Here is a 16,834-nt window from a genome sequence, read left to right as displayed (position 1 = left end):
GAATTACATGAATGTCATGAAGAAGCGTTGCCTGGTGGATGTGCGTGAAGTACGGCATGTCTATGGCACTCCCGGCGGGACCGAACGCCTGGTGCTGGACAATGTCGACATGCGCTTGAACGACGGCGAGATCGTCGGACTGTTGGGGCGTTCAGGCTCTGGCAAATCAACCTTGCTGCGCTCCATTGCCGGCCTGATTTCGCCGACCTCGGGCGTGGTGGATTTTCCTGCCGGCCCTCACGGTTTGCCCAGTTCGGTCAGCATGGTGTTCCAGAGCTTTGCGTTATTCCCCTGGCTGACTGTGCTGCAAAATGTCGAAGTGGGCCTGGAGGCGCGTAATGTGCCTGCACCTGAGCGACGCAAGCGGGCATTGGCTGCCATCGATCTGATCGGCCTGGACGGTTTCGAAAGTGCCTACCCCAAGGAACTGTCCGGCGGTATGCGTCAGCGCGTCGGTCTGGCCCGCGCTTTGGTGGTCGACCCTAATGTGTTGCTGATGGACGAGCCGTTCTCGGCGCTGGACGTACTGACTGCCGAAACCCTGCGCACCGACCTTCTGGATCTCTGGTGCGAGGGGCGGATGCCAATCAAGTCGATCTTGATGGTCACTCACAACATTGAAGAAGCCGTGCTGATGTGTGATCGCATCTTGTTGTTCTCTTCCAACCCAGGGCGAGTGGTGAGTGAAATCGTGGTAGACCTGGCACAGCCTCGTAACCGCCTGGACCCGGCGTTCCAGGCTTTGGTCGAGCAAATTTACGTGCAGATGACTGGGGGCGGCGAGGTGGATACGCAACGCCAGGGGTTGTTCCCTGGGACCGGGGTGGGCATGGTCCTGCCGCCGGTGTCGACCAACGCCCTGGCCGGATTGATCGAGGCGGTGAATGCGCATCCTTATGATGGTCGTGCCGACTTACCAGCGCTGGCCAGTACGCTGCACTACTCCGCCGATGAGTTGTTCCCGATTGCCGAAGTACTGCAACTGTTGCGCTTTGCCGAACTGCAGGGCGGCGACATCAAGCTGCTGCCGGCCGCTCGCAGTTACGCCCGATCCGATGTCGATGGGCGTAAGCAGCTGTTCGCCCAGCATCTGCTCAGTTACGTACCCCTGGTTGCTCATGTGCGCCGGGTACTGGACGATCGCTCCACCCGCACCGCGCCGGCCCGGCGGTTTCGTGACCAGTTGGAAGACTTCATGTCCGAGCAAGATGCTGTCGCAACCCTGGACTGTGTCACACAATGGGGGCGCTATGCTGAGCTGTACGCTTACGACGAAGTGGCCGACCTGTTCAGCCTGGACAACCCGTCCTGAGTCAACAAGCGCTCTGTAACCTGGAGCACGTCACCGTGCTGTGGCGGGTAGTAATGTCAGTCGACGACGCCGACAGGAGGAGCGATGCGAGAGAAGAACAGAGTGGAAAGGGCCAAACTGGCAATTCGCCTGACGTTACTGCTTGGGCTGGCGCTGTGCATCGCGGTGGCCGACACTGTCACCGACCTGGAAATTGCAGCGGGAGTGTTCCAGATCATGGTGGTGCTCATCGCCGTGAGTTTTCTGCCATCGCGTGGGGTGATCGGCGTCGCGGCCATCTGCATGATGTTGACGGTGGTCAGTTACCGGCTCACGCCCTCCGGTGACGCCGAGGCGGGGTTGATCAACTGTTTGATCAGCCTGGCCGTCATTGCCTGCACCACTTACCTGGCGTTACGCATGTCTGCGGCGATTCGTGCCGTGCATCAGACCCGCGAGCACCTGGCCCATGTCGCCCGGATGAACATGCTGGGTGAGCTCACAGCCTCTATTGCCCATGAAGTGAATCAGCCGTTGGCGGCAATCGCCACCAGCGGCAACGCCTGCCTGCGGTGGATGGGGGCGCAACCGGCAAACCTTCCAAAGGCCCGGCAGGCGGTGGAGAGGATTGTCGCCGATACCCATCGCGCCAGCGAAATCATAGCCCGGGTACGCGGTATGGCCCAACGTCAACCGCCCACCAAACAGTGGTTGAATGTCACCGACACTGTTACTGGTAGCCTGCAGCTGTTGCGTAGCGAACTGGACGAGCAAGGCATCACGTTGCGACTGCATATCGACGAGGGTCTGCCGCCCATGTTGGCAGACCTGGTACAAATCCAGCAGGTGTTGTTAAACCTGGTCATGAATGCGGCGGATTCCATGCGCGACGTCGACTCCGATCGACGCATTTTGGATTTGCATGTCGAACACGATCCACGCGATCAATTGCACTTCTCGATCTGTGACCAAGGCAGTGGCTTGGCCCAGGAGAATTGCGAGCGGGTCTTCGATGCCTTCTACACCACCAAGCACGACGGCATGGGTATCGGGCTGGCCATCAGCCGCTCTATTATCGAAGCCCATGACGGCCGTATCTGGGCCTGCGTCAATCCGGAGGTCGGCGCCACTTTCCACTTCACTTTGCCCTGTGGCTACAAGGAAAACTGATGACAGATGCTGTCGTTCTGGCCACGGTTGAATCCATGGTTTATGTCGTCGACGACGACGTCTCGGTACGCGCCTCACTGGAAGACCTGCTGGCTTCGGTCGGGTTGAGCAGCATGACGTTCGGTTCCACTCGCGAATTCGTCGAGGCTCGACGTCCGGACGCACCCGGCTGCCTGATTCTGGATGTGCGCATGCCGGGTATGAGCGGATTGGACTTTCAGGACGAAATGTTGCGTTCCGGGATCTTGCTGCCGGTGATATTCATCACGGCCCATGGCGACATTCCCATGTCGGTGAGGGCCATGAAAGCCGGCGCTCTAGAGTTTTTGACGAAGCCGTTTCGCGAGCAGGACCTGCTCGACGCCATTGAACGGGGCCTGCGCAATGACCGCGAAAGGCGTGAGGCGGTCGCGGTTCTGACTGATTTGCAGTGCCGCCATGCCAGCCTCTCCGAAGGCGAGCGTGATGTCATGAATCTGGTGGTAACCGGACTTTTGAATAAACAGATCGCCGCAAGGCTGGGAGTCAGCGAAGTCACGGTGAAAGTACGGCGCGGCGCCTTGATGCGTAAGATGAAAGCCGACTCCCTGGCCGAACTGGTCAAGTTGTCCGAACGTCTTAAGGCGGGAGATCGCTAGGCTCCAGCATGGGAAACTTGTTCACTAATGAGTTGGGCCAGTATCCGTACAGGTTCGGTAAAGCTTTGCCGAGACCGATGAACGAGGCCGATATCACGATGAAACGTGCGCTGTCCGAGGTCCAGCACTCGTACACCTGTTGGCCATTCCTGATGTGTTGCTGTCTGTGGCACCAGCGCTACACCAACACCATTTTCAACCAGCTTGATGATGGCCCCTAGTTCATCCAGCTCGCAAACCTCATGCAAGGTGAAGTGCATCTGCCGCAGGAATCGGTCGACTTGCCTTCCCCCGAATGATGATCGGTCATACCGAATGAACGGTTGGCTGGAAAGTAGTTCTGACCAATCTTCCCCCGGCACTTCGCGCGGAACAATCAGACGGTAGGGCTCAAGCGCCAAGGTCGTCCAACGCAGATCGCTTTGAAGCGAGAAGGGCGGGCGAATAATTGCCGCCATGTCGATTTCGCCGGCATCCACGAGGTTGACCAACTCCATCGATAGCCCTGGGATTACACGTGTGCGGCACTGTGGGCATTGTTGGTGAAACCTGGCTAACGCGTCCGGTAAAAAGGATCGCTGCACGGAAGCGATAGCACCGATGTTCACCAAGACGCTTGCAGGAAGTCCGCCCGTGGTCGAACCCAGATTGTCATAAAGGCGAAGCAGCTCTTGCGCTTGCAGGAGTATTTGGTGGCCCATCCTGTTGAGGTGAGCTGAGCGTCCCTTCCTGTCGAATATCTCGAAGCCAAGCTCGGCCTCCAGACGTTGAATCTGTGCGCTCACTGCCGCCTGGGTGAGTCCGATCTTATTCCCGGCAGCGGCGAAAGTGCCTTCCCGTGCTACGGCAATGAGTGTCTTGAGTTCTTTGATCATTCACAAATATTAATTGTGTTTCTAAGAAAAATATATTGATTTTTTTACTTGAATTGCAGCTCTACGATGGCCCCATCTTCAAAAACAATAAGGGTCAGGGTATGCAACTGCTTGGGAACCTTCTGCAAGCTGTGAAGCTTTTTATTTACGGATGTCGTTTGCGACATCCACTGAATAACTTGAGCAGGCGTGCGTGCGCATACGTTTGGCATGCGAGCAACTGAGCTGATTGTTGAGATTCACTTCCGCTCAAAACGCTAAAGGTTGTGGGCGGTGCGAAAACCATCGGGCGGCATTAATACGCTGTTTCGTTGTTCACCAACAAAAATACTGTAATTGGAGTTCTGATGAGCCTCTCTCCTTTCCACCTCGCAATCCCTGTTTACAACCTCGCTGGAGCACGCACCTTTTATGGTGAAGTTTTTGGGCTGGAAGAAGGTCGTTCCAGTGCCCAGTGGGTCGACTTCAACTTTTATGGCCACCAACTGGTTATTCATGAACATCCAAAGACCGCCTCCCAAGAGAGTGTCCATAGCAACCCGGTAGACGGACACGATGTACCTGTTCCTCACTTCGGCATCATCCTGGGCTGGGAACAGTGGGAAGCACTGGCCGAACGCCTGAAATCCTTCGGCACCGAGTTTGTGATTGAACCCTACATTCGATTCAAAGGGCAGGTGGGCGAACAAGCCACTATGTTTCTGTTCGACCCTTGCGGCAATGCGCTTGAATTCAAGGCCTTCAAGGATATGAGCCAGCTTTTCGCAAAATGATAAAGATACTGGCCCAGCGCTGTTGGGCCATTTGATTTCAAGTGAGCTGGAAGCTCATGACTCTAGCAACTGCCATGTAACGCAGTCCTTTAATTCCAACAAAAAGGCTAGACATGAAACGTATTCCCTTGGTGTGGCAAATAATTGCCGGGCTTTTGCTTGGCGTGCTCGTCGGTTGGTACTTCAATACACATCCACAGTATCAATTGTGGGTCAGTGCCGAAATCCTGAAACCACTTGGCGATATCTTCATTAAGATGATGAAGATGGTTGTTGTTCCGATTGTGTTCTGTTGCATGATTCTGGGCATCGCAGGAGGCGGGGATAACAAGTCCTTTGGCCGCATGGGCGTAAAGTCGCTGGCTTATTTTTTTGCGATTACCGGCCTGGCCATTGTGATGGGGTTGTGTTTTGCGAACATTTTCGAGCCCGGAACGGGCACTGACATTTCGGGAGTTTCGCACAGCGCCGCTTCGATTAACCTGGAACCCTCCAAAGGCGCCTTGGTGATCCTGCAGAACATCGTCCCCGATAACGTTATTGTGGCGATGTCGGAAGCGAAGCTACTGTCGGTGTTGTTCTTCGCTGTGCTGTTCGGCCTGGCATTGAACTCGCTACCGAGAGAGAAAAGCGCGCCGGTGGTTGCGGTGGTTCAAGGCATCTCCGACGCTATGTTCAAAGTTGTCTCAATCGTCATGGCTTACGCACCGATAGGTGTATTTGGCATGATCGGCGCGACCGTTGCGACCTTTGGCTTTGCCTCGCTGTTGCCCTTGCTAAAGCTGATTGGTGTGGTCTACCTGGCACTGATCGTCTTTGCATTGGTGGTACTTGGCGGAATCTGCTATCTGATCGGTGAGAACATTTTCAAGCTGATCAAGTATTTCCGGAATGAGCTGATTCTTGCGTTCTCGAGTGCCGCATCGGCAGCGGTTATGCCGCAGTTGATGAGCAAGTTGGAGAGCTATGGTGTTCCGCGCCGAATCGTCAGCTTTGTGGTGCCGGTGGGTTATGCATTCAACCTGGATGGCGCGTCGATTTTCCTTGGAGTGGCGACGATTTTTGTCGCACAACTTTATGGTATCGACCTGTCGCTGTCTCAGCAGATTCTGCTGGTGGTCACGATGGTGCTGACCTCCAAAGGTGCTGCCGGGGTACCTGGATTTGCCATCATTATTTTGTCTGCCACGTTGGCGTCTGCCGGTCTTCCATTGGAGGGGGTAGCGCTTATCGCGGGGATCTTCAGGATTATCGATAGCGGAACAACCACGCTGAACGTACTGGGAAATGCGGTTGCCCCCTTGGTTATCGCCAAATGGGAAAAGGCAGCTCTTGAGCCTTCAAAAGTCGAGCGGATGGCACAGAAAGCATAGCGACCCATGGGGAGCCATCGGTCATCAAAATCCTATGGCTCCTTTAGTTTCCGAAGGTGAACCGAGTCTTGAGTCAAGCCACTAGACGACCGGTCTAGTTTTGTATAGAGTGCCTTCCCTATGAAGAAACCTATTCAAGACATGCGACAGCACATTATCGATGTAGCTAAGTCGCTGATGACCCATAAAGGCTACACCGCAGTAGGTCTGGCGGAAGTGCTAGCAACGGCAGGCGTGCCCAAAGGTTCGTTCTACCACTACTTTCGCTCGAAGGAAGAATTCGGGCAGGCGCTGCTTGAAGAGTATTTTCAGGAGTACATCGGTCGCGTCGATATCGTAATGGCAGCGGAAGGAACGGGGGCTGAGCGACTTTTGGGGTATCTACGCTACTGGGCGCAGACGCAAGCATTCGACCATCCTGAAGAGAAATGTCTGGTGGTGAAGCTGGGCGCCGAAGTCTGCGATTTGTCGGAAGACATGCGCACGGTGTTGGAAGAAGGTACCGCGCTCATCATCCAACGGATCACTCGTTGTGTTGAGCAGGGTAGGGCTGATGGTTCTATCTCATTGACCCAGGATGCAACGATCTTGGCGGAATCGCTTTATCAACTATGGCTTGGCGCCTCGCTGTTGGTCAAAGTCAAGAAGACGACGCTCCCCTTTGAAACCGCACTCATCACGAGCAAACGCCTGCTGGCATAGGGGCATTTTTTTTGGTCGGTTTACTAGACGACCGGTCTAATATTTGAGGTAGTCAGCGTGATTGATAACAGTCTTAACACCGACCTTTTTTCATCCACTCGAATGGGCGCCATCGAGATGGCAAACCGTATTGTCATGGCTCCAGTGACGCGCAGTCGGATGGCAGAGGATGGCGTGCCGAATGAACTGCATGCCACTTATTACGCCCAGCGTGCCAGTGCAGGTTTAATCATCGCCGAAGCCACGAACATATCTGCTCAGGGCCGTGGCTATGCCATGACACCAGGTATCTGGTCGGAAGAACAGGTGGCAGGCTGGAGGACAGTTACCGATGCTGTACATGCGGCAGGTGGCAAGATCGTTAGCCAGTTATGGCACGTTGGCCGTTTTTCCAGCGTCGATTTACAGCCTGACGGTGAAGCGCCTGTCGCTCCATCGGCGATCAAGGCCGAAGGCAGTACCTACACCGAAAACGGCTTTGTCGAAGTATCGGTACCTCGCGCGCTGGAAATTGAAGAGATTCCCGGAATCATCGAGCAGTACAGGCACGCGGCAGAAAACGCCAAGCGAGCCGGTTTCGATGGCGTGGAAGTTCATTCCGCCAACAGTTACCTGCTCGACCAATTCTTGCGTGATTCCACCAACCAGCGCACTGACCGGTACGGTGGCTCCATCGAAAACCGGACGCGGCTGACGCTTGAAGTCACGGAAGCTGTGGTAGCGATCTGGGGCAGTGACCGTGTCGGTATCCGTCTTTCGCCGGTGACACCTGACGCAGGCAATACGCCCCCTGACAGCAACGTCATGGCGACCTATGGCTACCTGATTCAGCAGCTCAACAAGTTCAATCTGGCCTATCTGCACTTCGTGGAAGGCGCCACCGCCACCTCTCGCACCGTACCTGAAGGTGTGGATCTGGACGCGTTGAGTGCTCAGTTTGAAGGGCCGTTCATTGGCAACAACAACTATGACCTCGAAATGGCGCTTGAGCGCCGGGCGCAAGGCTGGATTGACGCGGTAGCGTTTGGCCGCTTGTTCATTTCCAACCCCGACCTTGTAGAGCGCTTACGTCGTGGTGCCGAGCTGACCATCGCGCCCCGTGAGAGCTACTACGGGGGAGGCGCCAAGGGCTACACCGATTGGCCAACGGCCAACTATTGAGTGGGTTCCCCCCTCGTCAGGTCGGCGCAGGGAGGCTCCGTCGCGAAAGCATTTCACCGCAAGAGGTACTGAGTATGAATTATCTGAAAAACAAGGTTGCCATCGTCACTGGCGCATCTTCCGGCATTGGTGCCGCCACCACTCGTGCACTCGCCGCACAGGGTGTCCGCGTGGTAGCGGCAGCACTCGATCAGGAAGGACTGGAAGCGTTTGTTGCAGAACTGCGTGAGTCAGGGAGCGATGTGGTTGCTTTCACCACAGATGTTACCCATCTGGATCAAACCAAAGCGCTGGCGAAGTTTGCACAAGACACTTACGGCGCCGTGGACATCCTGGTCAACAACGCCGGTCTGATGCTTTTTTCCAACTGGGTCGATCTAGCCGTGCAAGATTGGGAAAAGATGATCGATGTGAACATCAGGGGATACCTCAACGCTACTGCTGCGGTACTGCCGTTCATGCTGAAACAGAAGTCCGGGCAGATTCTCAACATGGACTCTGTTGCAGGTCACCAGGTAGGGCCAGCGGCAGGTGTCTACAGCGCCACCAAGTTTTTCGTCCAGGCCATGACCGAATCCATGCGTAAGGAATTGGGCGTGCAGCATGGCATTCGCGTCAACACAGTCAGCCCTGGCGTCATCAACACCGGTTGGGCGGACAAGGTCAGCGATCCACAGGGACGCAAGGCTGCTCAGGAGCTGAACCGGATTGCCATCGCGCCTGACGACATCGCCCGTGCCGTGATTTACGCGCTTAACCAGCCGGAAAACGTCACCGTCAACGATCTGATCATCTCGCCGACTCGCCAAGATTGGTGACCGTCGGTTAGCCATGCCGCGCCCACTCAAACCTGACTGTCATCGGAAAATCATTTAATTAGGAATCCATCATGAGCAATCCAACTTACGTCCAGGAATACAACGCAATCGTCGACGTGCTTAGCCAGTACAACGAAGGTGGTGCAAAGGCTGTCAGCGCTTTGATGAAGCCCGCGTTCAACGAGCAGGCCACTATGTTTGGGGTCGACAGCGACAAGCTTGTCGGCGGCGCGATCCAGAATCTGTACGACGTCATCGACAACTCGTTCCGCCCATCGCCCGAAGCTAAAGCCGCGATCGTTCGCATCGACATCGTGGGCACTGCCGCCAGTGCCCGGGTTGATACCGACAACGTTTCCGGATTTCGCTTCACCGACTTCTTCAACCTGCTGAAGGTAGAAGGCCAGTGGACGATCGTCAGCAAGATTTACCACACCCACCCGAACGATTGATCCCTCGAACGCCTCTGGCGAGGTGTGCTGTACCTCGCCCTCAATGAAAGGAGAGAACCATGTCAAAGAACATCAAGGCAGTACCGACCTGCGAGTACAACGCTGTCATCGCAACCGCCAATCAGTATGTTGAAGGTCTCCGGACAGGTAGCGCAGAAGGTGTCGCGCAAGCCTTCCATAAAGACGCGGTGATGTATGGCTTCACCAATGGCGAGCTGCTTGGCGGCCCGATCAAAAATCTGTTTGATTTCGTTCAGAAGAACGGCGATGCCCCGGAAATCACAACCCGACTCGACGTACTGGCGATCACGCCAACGACCGCCGTGGTACGGGTTGATATGGAGAAGGATGCGATCGGTGCCGACTACAACGACTACCTGACCCTGATCAAAATTGATGGCACCTGGAAGGTCATCGCCAAGGTTTATCACCAGTTCGAAGGTTGAGCGTCCACCGATCCCGGTTGAATCAATGCCGGGGTCGGAGTTCATGGCGCAGCTTATGCGGGGCCGAAGTCAGGTGTTTTTAAAGTAGATAATGTTAAGGGAGATACACGATGCCGATGGTTGAGTTTTCCGCTGTCCTGGATAGCGATGCAGGGCACGCCTGGGGCGTATTGAAGAAATTTGGTGAGATAAAAAAATGGCATCCCTCGATTGTCGACAGCAGCATTGAGGACAACCAACCTGACGGAATGATTGGCTGTATTCGCAAACTCACACTGGCCGATGGCGCAGTGGTCAGAGAACGTTTGATGTCAGTGGATGACCGCTACTTAACGCTGTCCTATCGTTTCGAGCAGGCTCAACTCCCGCTGGATAACTATGTGGCCACCGTGAAGTTGGTCTCTCTGACAGGGCAGTCCAAGACATTCATCAATTGGTCTGCAAGCTTCGATCTGCAAGACCCGACTACCGCTGAATACTATCAGGAGCTCATTCGAAGCTTGATCGTGGACGGCCACAATAGTCTCCAGTCATTTCTTATGCAGTAGAGCAGCCTCCAAGGGCAGGGGGAGAGGAAGACAGGGTGGTCCTGATTCTTGCCCCGGGTGCCTTTGACGTTTTCACTGAGCAACTCGCCGATGCAACGCTGACCGACGTGGAGTGCTTAAGAGATCTCACTGCAGACGCCCGGCACTCACGGCGCTTTGTTCAGCGGCAATCCGCTGGCAGGAGGGGCGGGGCGTTGGGGTTTGACGCCGGTACCGAAGGTATTGCCCATGCGCGTGCTGGTCGCGGCCGGTGTTGCCAGGCCGACTTGGTTGGGTGGCCGTTTGTTCACCGGTACGTTCATGGCTTCCTGATTCTTTTGCGCAGCGGTCGCGCCCTCGGGGTTATTGCCCATTTGCTGGCTCAGGCAATTGTAATCCGGTGCCTTGTACCCTCCGACCGTTACTTCGACGCAGCCTCGGGGTTGCTCGGCCTGAACCGCTGTCAGTCCGCTCAACAACAGCACGCCGGCTGCAACACACCACAGATATTTCATTGAAGGCCTCCTGGCCGGCCACGAACGGGCCGCTCTGAAGCGTGAGTCTAGAGCAAAGCGGTCAGGCGGCTCATGATGGTTTTTTTGCACCGGCCGTCACACCAGAGTCATAAACAGCCCTCAGGATGACGGTTTTCAGGGGTGCGTCGCCGTGCAGCGAGGCAGAGTCAGAGACGGGTGCCAGGTTTCAATGACTCACGTCCGCCAGACTTGCCTGGCGTTGCTGTTTTGGTTGGTGTCGTCGGCAGTGATTGCCGGTCCGACTGATTCGCATACTCCACTGGAGCTGGATATCCCGGCCCAGGAATTGGCCAGCGCACTTGAACGGTTCAGTCGTGCCACCGGCATGGCAGTGTTGGTCGATCGCCAGTTGACCCGTGGTCGTCGTTCGATCGCAGTCAAAGGGCGGGTGAATGCCGCCGATGCCTTGAGCCTGATGCTCGGTGGCAGTGGACTGATGGCTCGGTATGCCCGGGCGGATGCCTTCACGTTGCAAGTGGCGCAGGTCACCGAGGTGCCCGCGACGCAAGGCTCGGTCGCAACCAGTGCACCGCTGGCTGGCAGCAATTACGCAACGGCGATTCAATCGGCGATCGAGCGCAGCCTTTGCCGCTCGCCTTCGATCCGGCCAGGCAGTTTTCGGGCATTGCTGCAACTGTGGATCGGCCGTGACGGGGTTGTGCAGTACAGCCGTCTTGTCAGTTCTACAGGTGATGCTCAGCGCGACTCGGCGCTGGTGGAAAGATTACGCAACCTCAACATCGAACGTCCGGCGCCCAGTTCCCTGGGTCAGCCGGTCACGCTGCTTCTGCTACCGGAGTCGTCGGGAAAGCGCATGGAATGCACTCAATGGGAAGGAGTTTCCGGGGGATGAAAGACACCGGACAAAGTTCGATGGTCAGGCTGTTCCTGACGTCCTACGACGATTTCAAGGTGCGCTTGCGCCGGCGCCTCGGTTCGGAGGATCTGGCCAACGACGTCCTGCACGAAACTTACCTGCGGGTCGACCGCATGGAAACACCGCCGAACATTGCCCAGCCCAATGCGTACCTTTATCGCATGGCCCTGAACATCGCGGCGGACCGTCGTCAGTCGGATGCCCGGTTGCTGACAGGCACCGAAGTGGAGGAGTTGCTGCAAGTCTCGGATGAAGCGCTCGATCCGGCCCGCGTGGTGGGCGGGCAAAAGGAAATACAATTGCTGCTCAACGCGCTGTACGAGCTGCCGGCGCGTCGACGCCAAATCTTTATCGCCGCTCGCCTGGAAGAGGCTCCACACCTGGACATTTCCCAGCGCTTCGGCATTTCGACACGGATGGTCGAGAAGGAAATCAAAGCCGCTCTAGGCCATTGCGCCGAGCGCCTGGAAAGAAAAGTCATTCAGCGGTTCGGTCCCGGCGCGGGAAAACCGTCTTGATAGAAGAGTCCAGATTAATCCGTGAGTATCCGCGCGCTTGAACATCTTCCGTATTTCAGCCTCTGAGGCGAAACCTCAGGACCGGCTACAGAGTGAAGCCCAGGACTGGTTGATCCTTTTGACCTCAGGCCGGGCGACCGTCGCCGATGCCCGGGCGTTACGCCAATGGTGCGCACAAAGCCCCGAACATGCGCGTGCCTTCGAACAAAGCAAGCGGTTGTGGCAGCAGTTGCAGCCTGCTGCCGAACGATTGCAGACCCCCCGGCATTTGAGCCGTCGAGCGTTCCTCGGCGGAGCCATCGCGGCGTCGGCCGCCTTTTTTCTGATTCGCGGTACGGTGCCGGGCGGTTTCTCGGGGCTGGGCGCCGATTACATCACTGAAGTCGGTGAGCAGCGGCGGGTCGATCTGGCGGAGGGGCTGAGCCTGGAACTCAACACCCAGACGCGTATCAACCAGCGCGCCAGTGCCGATGGCACCCGCAGCTTCGAGCTGCTCAGCGGCGAAGTCGAAGTCGTGACCCGTGCTCAGGCGCCGCTGAAAGTGCAGGCCGGGGCAGGGTGGTTGAACGCACGTCAGGCCAGGTTCAATCTGCGGCATATCGACCAGAGCGTGTGCGTCACCTGTCTGGAGGGTGTGTTGCTGGTCGACATTCTCGGTCGCAGCGTCCATCTGGAATCAGGCCAGCAACTGACCTATGACGCCAGGCAAGTCGGCACACCGCAAGCGGTCGACACCTCGACAGTGATTGCCTGGCGTCAACAGGTGCTGGTGTTCAACGACGCCACGCTGGCGACGGTGATCGACGAAATCAATCGCTACCGGCCCGGCATGTTGTTGCTGCTCAACAGCGAGTTGGGCAAGCGCAAGGTGCAGGCGCGGTTCAGCCTGGATCAACTGGCGGGCGTGGCATTGCTGATTCGTGATGCGTTTGGCGTCAAGTGCACTGAGTTGCCGGGTGGGGTGGTGGTGCTCAGCTGACGGCTGGCTTGGGGCATGGGGTGTCTCGATTGGCGCTATCGCGGTCCCCGGATTCACTCCAAAGGCCCCATCACCTGTCGATACTTCTCGACCCCCTGAGGCGTCTGCCGCGACAGGCTGACCTCGATTCCCACGGGATTTTCCTTGCGGTTACCGCTCAGCTTGCGCCAGCCCTTGTCCACCTCCCAAACCCGAACCGCAACGTCGCTGACTTCATTGAGCACTGCGACCCCTGCGTTGGGTGTCGGCAGCGGATAGCGGCTGCGGGATTCGGCCTGAGCCCGGTAGAGTGTGTCGCCCTTCAGCCACCAGCGCACGCGCTGCAGTTCACCGTTCTGGCCGGTAGCGACGCGGATCACATCCAGACGAAAGCCTGTGCCGTTGGTGTTGCGCACGGTCACTGCCGGGGGCGCGCTGGACGGTTCATCGACGGTGCCGGGCTTCGCGGGCTCGGTCAGTTCAATGCTGGCGCGCATCGCGACGTCGCGCTCCAGCTGGTTCAGTGCCCGCAACAGGGCTTGGGTCTGTTCGGTGCTGGCCTGCAAATGCGCATCCGCGCGGGTGACGCTGTCAAGGCCGCGCCAGGCAATCACACTGACCACCGCCATCAGCATGATCGCCACCATCACTTCGATCAGGGTAAAACCGCGTTGAGCCGTCATTGGACGCTCACTTGTCCGGTGGGGCTGCGCTGCACAATGATGCTGTTGATTCCGTCCGACAGTTTCAGCTGCACGGGCGGATTGATCCATTCGGCGTTCAACACAACGCTTTTCCTGGGTTCCACACGCACTTCCATCCCCGGTGTCTCCCAGAGACGAGGACGTAGTTGCGAGTCGTTCTGAAAGCGATCAACGCCTTCGCCGTTGTCATTGCGGCGACTGAAGCGGAATCCTTTGGCGTCGGCTCGCCAAGTGATCGGTCGACCATCGGACTGGGCTTCTGCTTGCGCGACCTGGAGCAATTGCGCGACTCGGTCGGCGTCCTTGCGCAGCAAGTGCAGCGGGTCCGGTTTGATGCTGAGGCTGATCGCCGCGCTGGCAATGCCGATGATCACCAGCACGACCATCAACTCGATCAGGGTGAAGCCCTGTTGCTTAAAGCGCTGTTGTTTGAAGCCATTCATTGAGTGCGAGCTCCTTTGCATCGTTTTTATCGTGACGGCTGAAGATGGCGAGCATATGAAATAAAAACGTGAGAATTGCGCTGTAGGCTCATGGCAGGGACTAAAAGGAGATTCAGCCCATGTCGTTTATCGATCGGTTTTCCCCGGCGCAGTGTGTCCAGGCAATCGCCTTGCTGGCGGCGCTGGCTGGCATCGTCACCTGGTCATCGCTGCTGCTGACTTCTGCTGAATCCCGAACGCCGGATGTCGCGCCGCCACTTACGGTTTCACGCTCCGACAGCCCGGTCTTGCAGTGGTTTTCCAACCAGCCGGCACCGGTGGATATCAAGGTCAGCGGGGTGTGGGCCGGCACCCGTGGAGCAGTGGCGATCCTGAGTCTCAACGACGGCCCGCCACGCAGTTTTCTGGTGGGCGAACGGGTGAGCCAAGGGGTGAAAGTCCTCGCCATCGAAGGCGATGCCGTTGTGATCGAACGTGGCGCGGAGCAGACCCGTCTGCTGCTCGCCAAACTGCCGGACTCGCCGTTGCTGCCGGTGTTGACTCAACCTTGAAACCGCCACGATCCCCGCTACAGGGAGTGTGGTGGGCCTTGTCTTTATTTCGCGATCGGTCGACTGATCAGGGTGCCGAGCCGGGCCAGTGGCGGTGCCTCGCGGCTGCGGTCGAATACTTGCAGATCGACCCGTAATAACCGGCCATTCTCAGCGACGCCAATGCTTTGCTCGCAGCGCAACAGCAGCCGACCCTGATCGCATTCCAATGCGCTTGTCCCCGGTGTCGATCGGCCCTCCAGACGCAGCTCGGCCAGGCGACTCTGTGCCGCCAGCAGCGCGATCGATTTGTCCCGCAGCAAGCCATTGCTCTGGGTCATCACGCCGGCGACCCGCACGGCGGCAGACATCGCGACCGCAATAATCGCCAGTGCCACCAGCACTTCGATCAAGGTAAAACCGGTCTGTCGGGGAGGGTGACGCATCAGGCACTCGCGCGGTCTGAACACCGCCTGAATGTAGCCCCCGGGCTTGACCGCTTGACGACCAAAGCTCCCGAGCATTTTCAACACCACTGACATATCTTCTTGCAACACTGCGCGTCGAATCGAATCAAGCCAGGGAATGTCGAGATGGATATCGCGCACTTCAAGTTGCTGGATCACACGCTTCGTTCACCTCGCGGACAGCAAGGTTTCACCTTGATCGAGATCATGGTGGTGGTGGTTATTCTCGGGATTCTGGCGGCGATGGTGGTGCCCAAGGTATTGGACCGTCCGGACCAGGCGCGGGCCACCGCCGCCAAACAGGACATCGGCGGGCTGATGCAGGCATTGAAGCTGTATCGCCTCGACCACGGCACTTATCCGAACATGAACCAGGGTTTGAAAGTGCTGGTCGAGCGCCCGGCGGATGCCAAGAACAGCACCTGGCGTTCGTATCTGGACCGCTTGCCCAACGACCCTTGGGGCCGTCCTTACAACTATCTGAATCCGGGTGCGAATGGCGAAATCGACATCTTCTCCCTCGGTGCCGACGGCCAGCCTGACGGCGACGGCGTGAATGCCGATATCGGCTCCTGGCAGTTGTAAGCGCGGATCAATGTGCACTGGGCCGGTAGCGATTCCAAACTCAGCACCACTGAATTGAGCAACTACGTGTCGGCGCATGGCGCTGCCTGGGGTCCGCTGATCCAGGTGCCTTCGGTGGCCACTTCGGTTGCCATTCCGTTTAACAAAGCCGGCACTGCCAACGTGGATTTGAGTGTCAACGAACTGTGCGGCGTGTTCTCCGGCCGTCTGACCGATTGGAGCCAGATCACAGGTTCGGGCCGTACCGGCGCCATCACTGTCGTTTACCGCAGCGAAAGCAGCGGCACCACCGAGCTATTCACCCGCTTCCTGAACGCCAAGTGCGCCGAGACCGGCACTTTCGCCGTGACCACCAGCTTCGCCTCCAGCTACTCGGGCGGCCTGCCAGCCAACGCTATATCCGCTGCCGGCAGCCAAGCCGTCATGGATCTGGTCAACTCAACCGTGCCCGCAGAAGCAGGCCGTATCACCTACATGAGCCCGGACTACGCGGCCACTACCCTGGCTGGCCTGAGTGATGCCACCAAAGTTGCCAAGGTAGCCGGTGTATCGCCAGCGCCAGCCAACGTGTCGGCCGCTATCGGTGCCGTCGCCGTGCCTGCCGCTGCCAATCGTGCCAACCCTAACGCCTGGGTACCGGTATTCGCCGCCACCTCCAGCCCGACTGATCCAAGTGTTGTGGCTTACCCAGCAACTGGCTACCCGATTCTGGGTTTCACCAACGTAATCTTCAGCCAGTGCTATGCCGATGGCACTCAAAGCACTCAGGTTCGTGACTTCTTTACCCGTCACTACGGTGCCAACGCTGCCAGCAACAACGACACCGCCATCACCGCCAACCGGTTCGTGCCGCTGCCAGCGCTGTGGAAAACCGCCATCCGTAACACCTTCCTGACCGCTTCTAGCGCTCAGAGCATCGGCAATACCAACGTGTGCAACGCCATCGGTCGTCCGCTGTAACCCCTGCTTCCACGACCCGCACTACCCGAT

21 protein-coding genes and 1 pseudogene are annotated in these 16,834 nt (G+C 57.5%); 17 read left to right on the top strand and 5 right to left on the bottom strand.

Annotated elements, in window-relative coordinates; translation table 11 throughout:
* The first annotated feature begins 7 nt into the window (after nt 1-7).
* The 3 genes from ACYZT9_RS17115 to ACYZT9_RS17105 all read left to right on the top strand — a co-directional run bounded on the left by ACYZT9_RS17115 (nt 8) and on the right by ACYZT9_RS17105 (nt 3,099).
* Nucleotides 8-1,312 carry an ABC transporter ATP-binding protein gene (locus tag ACYZT9_RS17115; RefSeq protein ID WP_462006610.1) on the top strand — a complete coding sequence of 435 codons (1,305 nt, stop codon included), beginning with the start codon at nt 8-10 and terminating at the stop codon, nt 1,310-1,312.
* A gap of 84 nt (nt 1,313-1,396) precedes the next feature.
* On the top strand, nt 1,397-2,461 hold the full coding sequence (locus tag ACYZT9_RS17110) for a sensor histidine kinase (RefSeq protein ID WP_462006609.1): 1,065 nt from the start codon (nt 1,397-1,399) through the stop codon (nt 2,459-2,461).
* Nucleotides 2,461-3,099, top strand: coding sequence for a response regulator transcription factor (locus ACYZT9_RS17105; RefSeq protein WP_462006608.1), 639 nt, complete (start codon nt 2,461-2,463; stop codon nt 3,097-3,099). Before ACYZT9_RS17110 ends, ACYZT9_RS17105 begins: the two co-directional genes overlap by 1 nt.
* Here ACYZT9_RS17105 and ACYZT9_RS17100 read toward each other — a convergent pair.
* A complete protein-coding gene (locus ACYZT9_RS17100) occupies nt 3,096-3,974 on the bottom strand; it encodes a LysR family transcriptional regulator (RefSeq protein WP_462006607.1) in 879 nt (292 codons plus the stop codon). The two genes, ACYZT9_RS17105 and ACYZT9_RS17100, sit on opposite strands and share 4 nt — an antisense overlap.
* Before the next feature lie 347 nt (nt 3,975-4,321).
* Here ACYZT9_RS17100 and ACYZT9_RS17095 point away from each other — a divergent pair, with 347 nt between their 5' ends.
* The 8 genes from ACYZT9_RS17095 to ACYZT9_RS17060 all read left to right on the top strand — a co-directional run bounded on the left by ACYZT9_RS17095 (nt 4,322) and on the right by ACYZT9_RS17060 (nt 10,247).
* Nucleotides 4,322-4,747, top strand: coding sequence for a VOC family protein (locus tag ACYZT9_RS17095; protein WP_462006606.1), 426 nt, complete (start codon nt 4,322-4,324; stop codon nt 4,745-4,747).
* 113 nt (nt 4,748-4,860) lie between these two features.
* Nucleotides 4,861-6,120 (top strand): cation:dicarboxylate symporter family transporter, encoded by a 1,260-nt coding sequence (locus ACYZT9_RS17090; RefSeq protein ID WP_462006605.1) that lies wholly within the window; start codon nt 4,861-4,863, stop codon nt 6,118-6,120.
* 120 nt (nt 6,121-6,240) lie between these two features.
* Entirely contained in the window at nt 6,241-6,822 is a 582-nt protein-coding gene (locus tag ACYZT9_RS17085) for a TetR/AcrR family transcriptional regulator (protein ID WP_462006604.1), read from the top strand.
* Nucleotides 6,823-6,879: 57 nt separating this feature from the next.
* Nucleotides 6,880-7,983 carry an alkene reductase gene (locus tag ACYZT9_RS17080; RefSeq protein ID WP_462006603.1) on the top strand — a complete coding sequence of 368 codons (1,104 nt, stop codon included), beginning with the start codon at nt 6,880-6,882 and terminating at the stop codon, nt 7,981-7,983.
* Nucleotides 7,984-8,057: 74 nt separating this feature from the next.
* Complete coding sequence (locus tag ACYZT9_RS17075) at nt 8,058-8,801, top strand: SDR family oxidoreductase (protein ID WP_462006602.1); 744 nt, start codon at nt 8,058-8,060, stop codon at nt 8,799-8,801.
* A gap of 71 nt (nt 8,802-8,872) precedes the next feature.
* Complete coding sequence (locus tag ACYZT9_RS17070; protein WP_462006601.1) at nt 8,873-9,253, top strand: nuclear transport factor 2 family protein; 381 nt, start codon at nt 8,873-8,875, stop codon at nt 9,251-9,253.
* Between the two features lie 59 nt (nt 9,254-9,312).
* On the top strand, nt 9,313-9,699 hold the full coding sequence (locus ACYZT9_RS17065; RefSeq protein WP_462006600.1) for a nuclear transport factor 2 family protein: 387 nt from the start codon (nt 9,313-9,315) through the stop codon (nt 9,697-9,699).
* Between the two features lie 110 nt (nt 9,700-9,809).
* Complete coding sequence (locus ACYZT9_RS17060) at nt 9,810-10,247, top strand: SRPBCC family protein (protein ID WP_462006599.1); 438 nt, start codon at nt 9,810-9,812, stop codon at nt 10,245-10,247.
* Nucleotides 10,248-10,393: 146 nt separating this feature from the next.
* Here ACYZT9_RS17060 and ACYZT9_RS17055 read toward each other — a convergent pair whose 3' ends face one another.
* On the bottom strand, nt 10,394-10,741 hold the full coding sequence (locus tag ACYZT9_RS17055; RefSeq protein WP_462006598.1) for a hypothetical protein: 348 nt from the start codon (nt 10,739-10,741) through the stop codon (nt 10,394-10,396).
* Nucleotides 10,742-10,931: 190 nt separating this feature from the next.
* On the opposite strand from ACYZT9_RS17055, the gene ACYZT9_RS17050 reads away from it, so the two are divergent.
* The 3 genes from ACYZT9_RS17050 to ACYZT9_RS17040 are packed head-to-tail and all read left to right on the top strand — an operon-like array spanning nt 10,932 to nt 13,136.
* The gene (locus ACYZT9_RS17050; RefSeq protein ID WP_462006597.1) at nt 10,932-11,615 is read left to right on the top strand and encodes a TonB-dependent outer membrane receptor; all 684 of its coding nucleotides are present in this window, start codon (nt 10,932-10,934) and stop codon (nt 11,613-11,615) included.
* The gene (locus ACYZT9_RS17045) at nt 11,612-12,157 is read left to right on the top strand and encodes an RNA polymerase sigma factor (RefSeq protein WP_462006596.1); all 546 of its coding nucleotides are present in this window, start codon (nt 11,612-11,614) and stop codon (nt 12,155-12,157) included. Before ACYZT9_RS17050 ends, ACYZT9_RS17045 begins: the two co-directional genes overlap by 4 nt.
* Before the next feature lie 37 nt (nt 12,158-12,194).
* Nucleotides 12,195-13,136: a FecR family protein gene (locus ACYZT9_RS17040; RefSeq protein WP_462006595.1), complete on the top strand. Its 942-nt coding sequence runs from the start codon at nt 12,195-12,197 to the stop codon at nt 13,134-13,136.
* A 53-nt stretch (nt 13,137-13,189) separates the two neighbouring features.
* On the opposite strand, the gene ACYZT9_RS17035 is transcribed toward ACYZT9_RS17040, so the two are convergent.
* Together ACYZT9_RS17035 and gspH are read right to left on the bottom strand one after the other, a co-directional pair.
* On the bottom strand, nt 13,190-13,798 hold the full coding sequence (locus ACYZT9_RS17035; RefSeq protein WP_462006594.1) for a PulJ/GspJ family protein: 609 nt from the start codon (nt 13,796-13,798) through the stop codon (nt 13,190-13,192).
* On the bottom strand, nt 13,795-14,262 hold the full coding sequence (gene gspH / locus ACYZT9_RS17030) for a type II secretion system minor pseudopilin GspH (protein WP_462006593.1): 468 nt from the start codon (nt 14,260-14,262) through the stop codon (nt 13,795-13,797). The genes ACYZT9_RS17035 and gspH overlap by 4 nt, the downstream gene beginning before the upstream one ends.
* 119 nt (nt 14,263-14,381) lie before the next feature.
* Between gspH and ACYZT9_RS17025 the strand changes: the two genes are divergently transcribed.
* The gene (locus tag ACYZT9_RS17025; RefSeq protein ID WP_462006592.1) at nt 14,382-14,813 is read left to right on the top strand and encodes a type II secretion system protein N; all 432 of its coding nucleotides are present in this window, start codon (nt 14,382-14,384) and stop codon (nt 14,811-14,813) included.
* A 44-nt stretch (nt 14,814-14,857) separates the two neighbouring features.
* On the opposite strand, the gene gspI is transcribed toward ACYZT9_RS17025, so the two are convergent.
* Nucleotides 14,858-15,238 carry a type II secretion system minor pseudopilin GspI gene (gspI, locus tag ACYZT9_RS17020; protein ID WP_462006591.1) on the bottom strand — a complete coding sequence of 127 codons (381 nt, stop codon included), beginning with the start codon at nt 15,236-15,238 and terminating at the stop codon, nt 14,858-14,860.
* Nucleotides 15,239-15,385: 147 nt separating this feature from the next.
* On the opposite strand from gspI, the gene gspG reads away from it, so the two are divergent.
* Nucleotides 15,386-15,844, top strand: coding sequence for a type II secretion system major pseudopilin GspG (gspG, locus tag ACYZT9_RS17015; RefSeq protein ID WP_462006590.1), 459 nt, complete (start codon nt 15,386-15,388; stop codon nt 15,842-15,844).
* A 9-nt stretch (nt 15,845-15,853) separates the two neighbouring features.
* Nucleotides 15,854-16,804, top strand: a pseudogene (locus tag ACYZT9_RS17010) (substrate-binding domain-containing protein); the annotation flags it as partial.
* Nucleotides 16,805-16,834: the final 30 nt, after the last annotated feature.

The sequence above is a fragment of the Pseudomonas sp. ZT5P21 genome (assembly GCF_054897785.1).
This window is presented reverse-complemented; position numbering and strand designations above follow the sequence as displayed.

What these genes read in the sequence shown, in the direction of transcription:
- ACYZT9_RS17065 (WP_462006600.1), top strand. Translation starts at nt 9,313, where the DNA reads ATGTCAAAGAACATCAAGGCAGTACCGACCTGCGAGTACAACGCTGTC.
- ACYZT9_RS17075 (WP_462006602.1), top strand. Translation starts at nt 8,058, where the DNA reads ATGAATTATCTGAAAAACAAGGTTGCCATCGTCACTGGCGCATCTTCC.
- ACYZT9_RS17100 (WP_462006607.1), bottom strand. Translation starts at nt 3,974, where the DNA reads ATGATCAAAGAACTCAAGACACTCATTGCCGTAGCACGGGAAGGCACT.
- ACYZT9_RS17095 (WP_462006606.1), top strand. Translation starts at nt 4,322, where the DNA reads ATGAGCCTCTCTCCTTTCCACCTCGCAATCCCTGTTTACAACCTCGCT.
- gspI (WP_462006591.1), bottom strand. Translation starts at nt 15,238, where the DNA reads ATGCGTCACCCTCCCCGACAGACCGGTTTTACCTTGATCGAAGTGCTG.
- ACYZT9_RS17035 (WP_462006594.1), bottom strand. Translation starts at nt 13,798, where the DNA reads ATGACGGCTCAACGCGGTTTTACCCTGATCGAAGTGATGGTGGCGATC.
- ACYZT9_RS17050 (WP_462006597.1), top strand. Translation starts at nt 10,932, where the DNA reads ATGACTCACGTCCGCCAGACTTGCCTGGCGTTGCTGTTTTGGTTGGTG.
- ACYZT9_RS17070 (WP_462006601.1), top strand. Translation starts at nt 8,873, where the DNA reads ATGAGCAATCCAACTTACGTCCAGGAATACAACGCAATCGTCGACGTG.
- ACYZT9_RS17115 (WP_462006610.1), top strand. Translation starts at nt 8, where the DNA reads ATGAATGTCATGAAGAAGCGTTGCCTGGTGGATGTGCGTGAAGTACGG.
- ACYZT9_RS17105 (WP_462006608.1), top strand. Translation starts at nt 2,461, where the DNA reads ATGACAGATGCTGTCGTTCTGGCCACGGTTGAATCCATGGTTTATGTC.
- ACYZT9_RS17110 (WP_462006609.1), top strand. Translation starts at nt 1,397, where the DNA reads ATGCGAGAGAAGAACAGAGTGGAAAGGGCCAAACTGGCAATTCGCCTG.
- ACYZT9_RS17090 (WP_462006605.1), top strand. Translation starts at nt 4,861, where the DNA reads ATGAAACGTATTCCCTTGGTGTGGCAAATAATTGCCGGGCTTTTGCTT.
- ACYZT9_RS17045 (WP_462006596.1), top strand. Translation starts at nt 11,612, where the DNA reads ATGAAAGACACCGGACAAAGTTCGATGGTCAGGCTGTTCCTGACGTCC.
- gspH (WP_462006593.1), bottom strand. Translation starts at nt 14,262, where the DNA reads ATGAATGGCTTCAAACAACAGCGCTTTAAGCAACAGGGCTTCACCCTG.
- ACYZT9_RS17025 (WP_462006592.1), top strand. Translation starts at nt 14,382, where the DNA reads ATGTCGTTTATCGATCGGTTTTCCCCGGCGCAGTGTGTCCAGGCAATC.
- gspG (WP_462006590.1), top strand. Translation starts at nt 15,386, where the DNA reads ATGGATATCGCGCACTTCAAGTTGCTGGATCACACGCTTCGTTCACCT.
- ACYZT9_RS17055 (WP_462006598.1), bottom strand. Translation starts at nt 10,741, where the DNA reads ATGAAATATCTGTGGTGTGTTGCAGCCGGCGTGCTGTTGTTGAGCGGA.
- ACYZT9_RS17085 (WP_462006604.1), top strand. Translation starts at nt 6,241, where the DNA reads ATGAAGAAACCTATTCAAGACATGCGACAGCACATTATCGATGTAGCT.
- ACYZT9_RS17060 (WP_462006599.1), top strand. Translation starts at nt 9,810, where the DNA reads ATGCCGATGGTTGAGTTTTCCGCTGTCCTGGATAGCGATGCAGGGCAC.